General features: G+C 56.7%; 6 protein-coding genes. 2 read left to right on the forward strand and 4 right to left on the reverse strand.

The window, feature by feature from the left end; genetic code table 11:
* Positions 1–456: 456 nt before the first annotated feature.
* The 4 genes from pabB to AFK24_RS15240 all read right to left on the reverse strand — a co-directional run bounded on the left by pabB (position 457) and on the right by AFK24_RS15240 (position 7,965).
* Positions 457–1,800 carry an aminodeoxychorismate synthase component I gene (gene pabB / locus AFK24_RS15225; protein WP_065834083.1) on the reverse strand — a complete coding sequence of 448 codons (1,344 nt, stop codon included), beginning with the start codon at positions 1,798–1,800 and terminating at the stop codon, positions 457–459.
* 66 nt (positions 1,801–1,866) lie between these two features.
* A complete protein-coding gene (locus AFK24_RS15230; protein WP_065833991.1) occupies positions 1,867–6,816 on the reverse strand; it encodes an RHS repeat-associated core domain-containing protein in 4,950 nt (1,649 codons plus the stop codon).
* A 39-nt stretch (positions 6,817–6,855) separates the two neighbouring features.
* Positions 6,856–7,341, reverse strand: a complete 486-nt coding sequence (locus AFK24_RS15235) for a hypothetical protein (protein WP_065833992.1) — start codon at positions 7,339–7,341, stop codon at positions 6,856–6,858.
* A 30-nt stretch (positions 7,342–7,371) separates the two neighbouring features.
* Positions 7,372–7,965 carry a hypothetical protein gene (locus AFK24_RS15240; protein WP_065833993.1) on the reverse strand — a complete coding sequence of 198 codons (594 nt, stop codon included), beginning with the start codon at positions 7,963–7,965 and terminating at the stop codon, positions 7,372–7,374.
* 262 nt (positions 7,966–8,227) lie between these two features.
* Here AFK24_RS15240 and AFK24_RS15245 point away from each other — a divergent pair, with 262 nt between their 5' ends.
* Positions 8,228–9,709 carry a hypothetical protein gene (locus AFK24_RS15245; RefSeq protein ID WP_065833994.1) on the forward strand — a complete coding sequence of 494 codons (1,482 nt, stop codon included), beginning with the start codon at positions 8,228–8,230 and terminating at the stop codon, positions 9,707–9,709.
* A gap of 38 nt (positions 9,710–9,747) precedes the next feature.
* Complete coding sequence (locus AFK24_RS15250; protein ID WP_065833995.1) at positions 9,748–12,177, forward strand: hypothetical protein; 2,430 nt, start codon at positions 9,748–9,750, stop codon at positions 12,175–12,177.
* Positions 12,178–12,182 lie beyond the last annotated feature (5 nt).

Genomic DNA, 12,182 nt, shown 5'->3' on the forward strand with positions numbered 1-12,182 from the left:
CCGCATGCCCGACTGCTTCCCGGACAAGTCCGGTCCTACCGAGCCATACAACCGGTAGGAGGGGACTTGTCCCCGAAAAGGCCGGTGTGAACGCTGAAAATATTCCCCCGCATGCCCGACTGCTTCCCGGACAAGTCCGGTCCTACCGAGCCATACAACCGGTAGGAGGGGACTTGTCCCCGAACAGGCCGGTGTGAACGCTGAAGATATTCCTCCGCATGCCCGACTGCTTCCCGGACAAGTCCGGTCCTACCGAGCCATACAACCGGTAGGAGGGGACTTGTCCCCGAAATGGCCGGTGTGAACACTGAAGATCCTCCTCGGCAGACCCGACTGCTTCCCGGACAAGTCCGGTCCTACCGAGCCATACAACCGGTAGGAGGGGACTTGTCCCCGAAAAGGGCGGGGCAAGCCGCGTAACAAGTCCGTCCAGCTTTTAGGGGCGGTTCAGGTGTATCAAAGCCCTTCCAGCGTCTCCAGCAACACCCGCACCTTGGTGATCGATTCCTGATATTCGGCCTCGCAGTCGGAATCGGCCACGATGCCGCCGCCGCCCCAGCAGGAAACCTTGCCGTCCTTGACCAGCAAACTGCGAATGGCGATGGAGCTGTCCATTTCGCCGCGCACATCCAGATAAATCAGCGACCCGCAGTACAAGGCACGCCGCGTCGGTTCCAGCTCGTCGATGATCTGCATGGCGCGGATCTTCGGTGCGCCGGTGATCGAGCCACCCGGAAAGCTGCCGGCGATCAGGTCCAGCGGGTCATGATTCTGCGCCAGTTCGCCAGTCACGCTGCTGACCAGATGATGCACGTTCGGATAGCTTTCCAGGCTGAACAGCTCGGGGACTTTCACCGAGCCAACCCGGCAACTGCGGCCCAGATCGTTACGCAGCAGATCGACGATCATCAGGTTTTCCGCGCGGTCCTTGGGGCTCGCCAATAGTTCTTCGGCATAGGCCTTGTCCTCGGCCGCATCACGACCGCGCGGACGCGTGCCTTTGATCGGTCGGGTTTCGACCTGACGCTCGCTGACCTTGACGAAGCGCTCCGGCGACAAGCTGAGGATCGCGTCGCCATCAGGCAAGGCGATATAACCGGAAAACGGAGTAGGGCAGGCCGCGCGCAACGCGCAATACGCTGCCCACGGGTCGCCGTGGCAATCGGCCTGAAAACGTTGGGCAAAGTTGACCTGATAACAATCGCCAGCCTGGATATATGCCTGGATACGCGCAAAAGCGGCGCGGTAATCGTCAGCGTCGAGATCAGCCTTGAACGCTGAGGTCAGTTGGAATTCAGCGGTATCCGCGTCGGCGGATTGCGTGAACAACTCCAGCAATCGCTGCCCTTCGCCGGGTTCCAACGAGGGATGGCAGACCAGCTGCGTGGTCCGCGCCTGATGGTCAGTGATGACCGCCCAGGCGTACAGCCCAAGGCGGGCGTCGGGCAATCGCAGATCATCGACTGCATGCCCGGGTTGCGGCTCCAGACGGCGACCGAAGTCATAGCCGAGGTAACCCAGCAGCCCGCCAGCAAAGGGCAATTCACTGCCCGCCGGTAATTGCGCCGGGCCCAGTCGCGCAAGGCTATCGCGCAGACGCTGAAAAAAACCGTCGCCGCTTTCCTGAGGTTTCGCCACCAGTTGCTCCAGCGGCCAGGCGCTGAACACATCGAACCTGCCACGCTCGGCGCTCGGGCGGCCGCTGTCCAGCAGGATGGCGCCGGGGGCGTGACGGATCCGACCGAAGTCATCGGCAGGGTTGGGGCAATAGGGCAACGGGGCAATGGAACAGGTTGGCATGCCAGGCTTCTGATCGGCGGCGCGGGCGGCGATTGTAGCCGCCCGCGGGGCTGGGGCATACCGCATTCACACGAGCGCGCTCGTAAAGCTGTTGTCAGGATTCTGCCAACCTCCCGTTGGATTTCGTCCCCAACCACCGACAGTCATGGGCCTACCTCCTGGTCCCGCTGCAGCAGGAGCTGGAGGCGCAGCAGGAGCAACCGGAGCAACAGTCGAAGGGGACAGACTTCCCACGCTGGCTCGGGGTGAACCTGCACCTTCAACCACCCCGGCATTTGCACCAGTAGATCCTCCCCCAGACATGGAAGGTCTGGGGGACGGAGTTGGAGAATAATCTACAGAAGGTGTCGACAATCTTCTGACACTTGCACTATTGTTGCTCGCAATGCTCGCCGTCGAACCTCTAGGAACGACGTTACCCGTTCCACCCGCACCGGAGCCGTGCGCTCGCGGTATACCATTGAGTGAACCCCCCGCAGCGCCTCCCAATCCCCCTCTCATGGTGCTCCACAACTTGCTCCCTAGCGTCGTTGCGCCTTTTTTCACCGCCATCGTCGCCCCTATCCCACTCGCTATCCCGCCTACAGCTCCTAAGGCAAAGCCGATACTGTTCAGCGTCTCGTCTTCCGTGAGCACACCCGCTACCTGAAGGCCAACGCCGGCTGCCTGCGCTGCGACTCCACCCCAAGCCAGTACCGCGCCTAACGACAGGCCACCGGTGACCGGGGCGGCGGAAATCGAAACCACCAGGAAAACAGCCGCTATGCCAACCCCAAGCCACTTGGTCCAGCCCCCGCTTTGCTTGGGTTGTTCAATCGGATCCACATACCCCGGATTGCCGCCGGGTCGTTCCTGTGTGCCCATTCGATGGCCGGTCGGGTCAGAGAAACTGATCGGATTGCCCATGCAATACATATAGGGATTGATGCCACCCACACCGAACGGGCTGAGGGAGTCCGGGCTGTGGAAACGCATCAGACTCGGGTTATAGACCCGATAGCCTCGTCCCAGCAGGTACCAGCCGCCGACTTCTTCGCGCACTTCACCATTGAACGCCAGCAGGCTGAGCAGTTCGTCATCCGTCTGTTCGCCATAAGCGCTGTAGGATCGGGTTCGTACCTCGTTGTCGAGCTGGCTTTCGCCGATCACGCTGTTGCTGGCATCGGTCAGAAACAGCAGGGTTTGGCTTTCGTCGCCCTGCTGTTGCTGGCCGATGGGGCCGTCCTGGTCGTAAAGGCATTGGATGAGGGTCTTGTCATGGACCGTATGGCTCAGGCTGTAGCCTTCAAAGAAGCGCAGGGTTTCGCTGCCATTGGCCTGAAGCACACTGATGAGGTCGTCGTGGCCGTCATAGCGATAGGCAATGATGGGCTGATCGTCAGCGCCTTTGACTTCAGTCAGGCGTCCCTGACTGTTGTAGCTCAACTGCCTGCCCCGTTCATCATTGAGCATGTGTCCATCGGCGTCGTAGGTGAACTCGGTACTGAGTGGATAGCTTTCGTGGTTGTGCGTCACCTTGATCAGTTGGCATGAGTCATCGGGCGCATAGGTGAACATGGCTCTGTCACTGCTGCCATCCGCGAACTTGCTGAGGCAGAGTTTGATGTTGTTCAGGGCGTCGAACAGGAAGGTCTGTTCGGTAATCCGGTTGCCGTGGGCGTCGCTCGACAGCTCGCTGCCCTCGGCTTTGTAATTGTCCAGCCGACCCCGGGAATCATAGGTAAAGGTTTCCTTGCAGACGCTTTGCTCGCCGACGAGGCGTTCCCGAATGTGCAATTGGTCGTCGTCGTACCAGGTCTGGGTGAAGGTTCGGACCGGGAGGTCGGGCAGATGCTGGGTGCGTCTGGTTTCCCTGCCGAGCGTGTCGTATTCCAGCTCGGTGAACAGTTTTCTGTCGCTGCCCAGAAGATGAGTGGTGCTTTGCTGCAATTGACCCAGATTGTTGTAGATGAATTCGGCCTGCAATTTACCCTGCGAGACCGACGCGACCCTACCGCAGTCGTCGTATTCGTAGAGGGTCTCGAAGCCATCGGCGACGGTGCTGCTCAGGGGTCGACCCTGCCGTGAGCTGACGTATTGGGTCTGCTGGGCCTTGCCCTCGCTAGCGGTACGACTTTGCAGTTGCAGATGACCGAAAACGTCGTAGGCGTACTGATTCTCGGGCTGATCGGCAACTCTGCTGGAGCCAGTGATACGCGCTGTCTGGCTGTCGTAGCTGAATTCCACTTCGTTTGCGGCTGCGCCGTTGATGCTGATTTTGCGCGGCTGGGTTGTCAGGTCCAGATCGTAGGTGTACTCGAAAACTTGCTTGCTGGGCGAAATGCGCTGGCTGGGCTGCACCCGATCTCCCATGTACCCGTAGGTTTCCACGCGAGGGCCAACGCTGATTTGGGTCAGTCGTTCCAGGCCATCGAACGCCTGGGTGCCGGGCGTCACCTCGGGCTCGGTACCGTTGCCGGGCGTGACATGGATGTTTATGGGTAATTCGCTGCTGCTGTGATCGGCGAAACTGCGAGCCACGACGGTTTTATCGGGAAGGGTTGTGCTTGTCATGCGCTCAAATGCATCGAAGGCATATTCAGTCACCAGGCTGCGGGTGCTGAGCTGTTGCGTTTGCTGGGTGCAGTTGCCCTTGCCGTCGTATTGATAGAGCAGTGAGCCGACGGTCGCGCCTGTTTCATCCTGGCGAACGACGGAATCCGGCTTGTTGAACACGTTGAATTCGGTAACGCTCAGGCCGCTTTTGATCTCGGGCTGTGTCGAGCTTTCTATCCAGCTGGTCTGCCTGACACCGCGTTTGCCGAAGGGTGAGCGTTGCGTGACAGTGGCCACCCCGTCCGGCCCCACCACCCTGCATTCGTGACCCCAATTGTCGTACTCGATGGTGCTGGTCAGGGCCCGTTCCAGCGTTCCCAGCCAGTCATAATCGGTTTCGCTGACCAGATTGGCCCACTGGTCGTATGTCGCCGAGTAGGTTTTGCGGTAATCAACCGCATCTTGCCCAGGTTCCAGGCACTCCTCGAGAATCGTTCGATTGAGCCCGTCGAAGGTGCTGCGAATCTTGACGCCATTGACTTCCGTCAACTCCTGGCTTGCCTGCTGCCCCGGTTGGGAGGTCAAGGTATACGCGTAATGACGAGACGCGGCGAACTCGGTATCCGGGGCCACGGTTTCCATAGTGACCCGGTTCAACGTGTCATATTCGTACTTGAGCAGAACCCCGTTGACGTCGGGCACGACCAGCGGTTTGCCCGTAAACAGTGACTGTTGAAGGGGTACGCTTTTGGACGTGCCATCAAAAGCGGTCAGCGTCTCGACAATCTGGTCCACAGTCTCCCCGGCCAGGGCGCTCAGGGGCGTGCTGTAGCTGAACCCGGTGGTCGAGGTTTTGCCGTTGAGGGTTTCGCTGTGGCTTTTTGCCCGGCCATGCACCGCCGGGTCTTGCGGTGCGTCGTAATAGTCACGCTGGGTGTATTGCAGCGCAGCGACATGGTTGTCGTCGCTGCTGGTCAGGGTTTCCTCGGCGATCACCAGCCAATTGACCGCGGCATTGGCATTCTCCAGCGCCGGCAGCGCGCGGTAGGTGTAGGCGAGGCGCAGAACGGCGGCCTGGCCATGCTCCGACGCGGCGGGGAAGGTATGGTGTTCGTGCTGGTTGCGTACAAACCCGTCCGGGTCCGGCGGACAACCCTCGGCGCCTTCCCAAGGGTAATAGCTGAAGGTTTCGCGGATGCCATTGGCCTGGACCTTGCTGGTCAGGTTGCCGTATTCATCGAACTCAGTGCTTTCAACCTCGATGCGAAACCGGTTGGCATCGTTGTCCAGTTCCCAGCGGGTGGTGAAGGTTTTCGGCAGCTGGAACTGCGGCGGTTGATCGTCGAAATTCGTGTCTTCGGCGTGGTAATCGGTCTGTACCCGTTTGACGCAGTGATCCTGAACCGTCAGCTCCTCAGTCTGGAGATGAAATCGGTTATAGGTACGGGTCACCGTACGCAGGATGTTGCTGCCGTCGTTCAAGGTGGCGACCGAGCCATATTCATAGTCATGGTTGACGTTATAGAGGTTGTCCTCGCCATTGTCGTCCCAGTGTTGCAGGGCGTTGTGGCCCAGGAAGTTATTGTCGGTGTAGCTGTAGTCCACCTCGATCATGGGCTGCTCAAAACCGGGGTAGGTGCAGTGGCGATTGACCCGGGGCAATGGATCGCGCTGCAGGCCGGGGAAGACGTGGCCCTGATCGAAATACTCGATGGTTTCCCGACCGCCCGCCGGGGTCTGGACTTCAACCAGGCAGGTGCGACCAAAAATCTGTTTGTAGCTGAAACGCCACGAGGCTTTCTCCGGCGTCGGCAGGATGATGGCGGTGACCTCGCCGTCGCCATTGAGCTTCATCTCGAAAGTGGCCAGCGGCCCGCCGTTGGGCCCGCTGTCCGGATGCAGGTGCAGCTTGACGAACGAACCGCCGGGGTCACGCTCAACGCGCAGCAGGGTGGTGAAGGCATCGCTGACGGTTTGCAACAACTGGCCGCCGTTGAATGGGACATACGTCAGGCTGACGGCATGGCCCGAAGGCGAACTGATCGTGCGGGGCAAGGCGACCCGTTGCTTGCTGCTGCCGCCGGTGACCAGGGTTTCCACCAGTCCGGACTTGTGCACCACGCGATAAGTCTCGTTGCCCTCGTCATGGAAGTGAAACGTGTCGAGTTTTTTCTCCTTGATGTCCGGTTGGCCTCCGCTGCCGGTGACCTTGAAATTCTCGCCGCTGCTCAGGGCCAGCATCTGGTCCTCTGGCGTGAACTGCGACAGGTTCAGGTTCCAGCCCATGCCGAAGCCGGAATCGATCACGTTCAGCGGGTTGAACTGCAACTGCAACGGCACGGCCGGACCACAGAGTCGGTTGCTCTTGAGTTCCGGCATGTCCACTGACACGGTGTACTGGCCCGTGCGCGGATCGACGCAATGCTGCATAAAACCCATGAAGTTGAATGCATTGGAATGCACGGCACTGGAAGTAGTCATTGCCGGTAACCCTCTGTGGTGATCAATAATCAAGCAACCCTAAGCAGGGTCGGGTGGAGATGTGGCGGCACGGATGGAGACGCCTGACAGCGTGTCGCGTATCTGTGCATTGCCGTTTTTGCGGTATTTTCCAGTCAGCTTCAAACCGGGTTCGATAATGTCGCCCACCGCATAGGTGTCGATATATTCCAGCTCGATAATGATTGTTGAAGTTCTTTTGCGCGTGGTCACAAAACTAAACCAGAAGTTCTGATCTTCGCTTTCTATCGCGTCATCTCTATCAGTCAGTAATATTTTCGTGGCAGAGGGAAGATCAGTGAACTGAACAGTCCGCGCTGTATCGTTTTTGCAGGGGGAGTCAGACTCACGGAACCCATATATTTTCGTTTCGCCACTGCCACTGGTGGGCGCAGGCAGAGAGCAAGTCGCATTGTCTTTATCTCTGATGAGAATAGCGCCCGAACTGGCGACACTCGTTGCAGTGTTTGAGTTCGTTGCCGAAGATGAGCTTTTTTCTGTGTTCATGAGGGATATTCCTGGCGGACGAAATATTGATCACCACAATGAGGCGCACTTGAAATAGGTGGGTTCCTCTTCGTCTCCGATGTGCTTCCGAGAGGCGATGACCTTGTTGGCAGGGCATTCAAAGTCAGTTTCATGTGCAAGGCCGGCATTTGTCCATTCGCTGTCCACTACAACCCGCATGGCGTTGCCCCAGGCATCGATAACCGTGGAACATTGATAGCTAGTGGGTTCATTTTCATCACCGACGTGCTCTCGCCCCGTCATGACTTTGTCTGTAGGACAGTTGTAGGTATGCGAACTTTCATCATCCATTTTTTGCCACTCAGCATCTGACGTCTTCAACTGTTGGAACTGATGCACTGACGCGCATCGGTAATAGGTGCTTTCTTCTTCGTCACCTTTATGTCTCAGGCCGACCATGACGCTAAAGTCCGAGCAGGCATATTCGTGGTCATGTTCATGGACTCCACCACTCCACGCCCATGGATCAACCGTCGCCGCAGCGTTGGGTTTAATCGCCGGTCTGGGGGCGTCTTCGGCATGTGGCATGGGTTGCATCAAGCCTAGAGCGCTGAAGATCAAGGCTGAACATAGCCAGGTGTGTTTGTTTTTCACGGCAGACATGAAACTTCCTGTTTTCACTTTATTTCTCCCTGGGGTACATAGGTTCGCGGCTAACGTCAGCCGCTCTGGAATCCCGGTACTTTGCTGTTCGTGAGCCACCGTGCAGCAGGTCTTTATCACCCATTTCCATTTACGGTAGACCCGATATCCGGCTCTGACAACCTAGTAGTTTTGCTAGGTATACATCCCTGCTTTTCGAGTGTAGAACCTTCCTCAGAAAGTATTGGATCGCGTATTACAACCTCGGCATGGAGCCACGAGCATGAGCGAATCAGCCAGTGGGAAAATCGGTCTTGCAGCCTTGCCTGATCAAGTTGCCCTGCCTGTTGCGCAAATAAAACAGTCTCACGACCTGGCGCTGGGAGTTGATGATGTGGGTGATAACGGCGCACTGGCGGTTGTGCCGATAGTTGCTGCGCTGGAGATCGGTGATTCCATGACCTTACACTGGAAAGGTTTCTATGACGGTATTGCGCTGATCGACTGGTCCGGTAAATTTACGTTCGATGATTCAAATACCAAAGGTCCTGCGCTGTTTAGCATAGAACGCTCACATGTATTAATTATTGAAGACGGTTATGCCGAAATAAACTATCAGATAGATTTCGCAAGCGGCGTTCAATCCGATGAGTCGCCAACGCAAACAGTGCACATCGTGCCGCCTGTCGCCGAACGTCTCCAGGCCCCTTATATCGACGGCCACGACTCAAACCAGCCGATAGATCCCGGGCGTTATCCCGAAGGCATCACTGTGCAATTCGCGGCTTATCCCGGCATGCAGCTTGACGATCATGTCGTGCTCTACGGGGATGGCGTTCGAGACGCTGGCAGCGTCGTCATGGCATTGCGCATTGAAGCCTCGCATATTGAAGCTGGCGCGGTAGCGTTTTCAATTGGCCCCGAATGGCTACAAGCCAATCAAGGCGAAAAAGTGGAGGTTTTCTATCAGTACGCGCGGCCCGGTGTTGCTGCGACCAGCGAAGCATTGAGCCTCAGCGTGCTGCTACCTTTGGATCTGCCGCCTGCCGTGGTGGAGAAGGCGCAGGCCGAGGGCCTTCCCGGCCAGAACGAGGGCTATTTGCTTGCACGCGACGCGACGTCGGGCGTCTATGTCAACGTCAGCGAGTCAGTCCTGCTTGGGGAAAACGATGACCTCGAAGTGCATTGGCAGGGTCATCCCTCTGGCGGGCGGCATATTGCGCAGACGCCGGTCAGTCCCGACGTCAGGACACGTTTCTTGGTGCCAGCCAGCGCGGTTGCGGCCAATATGGGCGGGGACAGCAAGCGTTTCGACGTGTTCTACCGCTTTACACCCTTCAACGGGCACGCCCAGGATTCCCGACCCTTTCATTTACATATCCGGCCGCTGGATCAGGAGCGGTACCCGATTATCCAGTGGCCCAGGTTGGCGGGCGCCGCCACGTTGTCTTTGAAAACCGTGGCGGCCAGTGGTGAAGATCTGCAGCTTGGCTTATGGCCATTTATGGCTGAAGGGCAGCTGGTCACCATTGAGGCGAGTGGCGTGGCCGCTACCGGCGCACCGACCCGAATCACTGTCCGCGATGCGCAGGGCGTATCGAAAACGGAGATGACCCAAAGAAAAGTGATGAGCAAGTTAGCCCTGGGGTTTCTGCGGACATTGAAGCTCAATGAGTACATCACCGTGACCCCGCAAATCAGTTTTGATGGTGGAGATACCTTTTTTGGGCTGGCAAGCAATAACGGCGTGAAGCTTGTTGATTGAATGTTCAACGGCTCGGACCGTTCATGGAGGAAAAGGCGATGAGACTTACAGTTGAAGCACTACTAGCCGAGATGCGCAAAGAGCCATTTACAGTTGGCTGGAATGCGATCGTAGCCTATGACAGAGCCAAGACCAACAAGGTGCTGGCGCAGGAATATATAGAACGGTTCTCTACGGAATCCTATTTTCCGCCGTTAAATGGCCCCGTCCCTACAACAGAGAGTGAAATTGAGTGGGTCTATGACTATATCGTGGACGCGCCACGGCTTTCGTTTGAAAACGCCAATATTACCGAATCAAGAGCGATGCTGACCATGAAGGTCCTGGGCGGCACACAACTTTCCGTGGCAACAGAATCAGGGCGTGCAGCCACCGTGGTCCGGGTGGCCGCTTACGATTCGCTGCAAGGGCCTTTACTCACCATGATTATCAATCTCATGTTGGCTGAGGGCAGTGTCAATAGTCTTGGCCAGGTAGCGCTTGATCTTAAAACGGGTCAGTCGCCGTTGCTGTATTTCTTTGGCCCCACCAAAAACCAGCGAGAGAAGGGCGGGGCGTTCATGTTGAACAAGTTCAAGTCGCTGGAGCCATTGATTACAATTTTTGTGCTTAATGAAATAGGCAAACAGGATGACCAGTTCCTTAAACCCAAATATTTTACCTTCAGGACTCATCCTGAGCCGGGCGCCAGCGTCGCTCGTGCGGCTAATTTTGGCGAAGGGGCGGTTTTGAACTTCATTAGCATGGATGATGAGAATAATGGAACAATTCCTGCGACCAACGACGATTTGAAGTATCTGATCCCTGCAGGTAATTATTCCGCTTCAACGTTTCTTGGGCAGGATTTCATGTTAAGAAGGATTGTGGTCGAAGGCTTCAAGAAAATGACACTAGGCCTCCACTACGTGACAACTGGCGAGCCTGGAAGCTTCATTGAGAGCATAAAGCTGACCACCGGTGTATATACCAGTAAGCCGATTTCTACCTCACTGCCAAACTTCTCCAACCTGAGCCTGGATGGCTTCAATTTGTCCATGGGTGACGTATATGAGGGTTTTACGCTAACTGTCGTTAGAGACAGTGGCCTTTATAAAATCCATTGGAAGAGAAACGCTTTACAGAACTGCTCCGTAACGCCTGGCGGTCAAAGTAAACTTGACGGCACTCTTATGGCTTCATGGGAACTCACGCAACAATTCAAATTCACCCTGCGCGACGCAGCCGGAGAATTGGCCCTGGAACCTGTCGAAGATGGCAAGTTTCGCCAGTTTAAAGTTGCTCCAGCCGGTAGTTGGCCACCTGTTGTCGAGGAAAACTTCGCGGAAATTGCCGAGTTTCTTGAAGGTGAGCTCGCTGCAGCGCTGGAGAACTGGATACCTCTGTTTACTTCCGCAGTTGAGGAAGTCGATGTCTTCAGACTCAACAGTCTGTTATTCAAAACCGATAACGTTGTGCGCTTTAACAGCGCCCATTCGCCAGGCGACCTGGCGCTGTTTGGAGAACTTGCGCCCCATCTCGACGAATTCTCCATTCTCCCGTTGGAGCCTGTCATGGGGGCTGGCGCCACGATGACTTTAAATACCGAGCCACGCGGTGTCACAGGGGTGAGTTGGGACGTGGTAAATATTGAAGGGGGCTCCGGTAACCCGGGAAAAATAGTCAGCGGCACGGCGCCCGGCACCGGTGTTTATACCGCGCCACCACAAAGCGACATCGAGGGTTTCTTTCTCCGGGTGCGAGTCATCGCAACGAAAGGTGAGTTTCGCAGCTCTGCTCTGGTGACGATTGTCACCCGATCAATTGCTATCAATCCCATGGTTCAGTTCTGCAATGCCCGGAAACCAGGCGGGGAGGTGCAGAGCCGTGAGGTCGCCGCAGGAACTTTGGGCGTTGCTGCAGGCTTGCAATGGACTGTCGCCGGTAACACCGGGTCAACGGTAGTGGAAAGCACGCTTGAGGGCGGCGACCATACCTTCATTGCCTGTGAGGAATCTGATGATAACGCTTTGGCTTATACCCTCGACGAAATAGTAGTAACGGATCCGGTATATGGCAGCGAGTCAAGTTGGGTTCTGGTGATACACAAAGCCCCCACTGGCGAAATCCTGATAGATAACACCGTGTCGCTGCCGCCAAATAAAGTAAAACTGGTGCTCGACGGCGGCGCAGGTCCTATGCCAGACGTGATATGGACACTGTTGAAAGGCAGTGGCTCTTTCGAGGCGAGCGATGAAGAGGGGGTATTTACAATCGATCCTGACGGATCCTTTCGCTTTGCACTGATAACCGCTTTGGTGAAAGCCCCCAGTCCGGCATGGCCAGATATGACGGCCCATTTTATCTTGCCCCTGCCGCTGGTTGATATTCCGACTTTGGTAACTGCGTTGGAAAAATCGTCGATCTACTTTAAATCCGTCGCTCGCCTGGGTATGGACGAAGCGGCCCGCGTCGCTGGACTGGATAGGTGATTATC

The organism is Pseudomonas syringae (genome assembly GCF_001698815.1).
Classification (GTDB): domain Bacteria; phylum Pseudomonadota; class Gammaproteobacteria; order Pseudomonadales; family Pseudomonadaceae; genus Aquipseudomonas; species Aquipseudomonas syringae_A.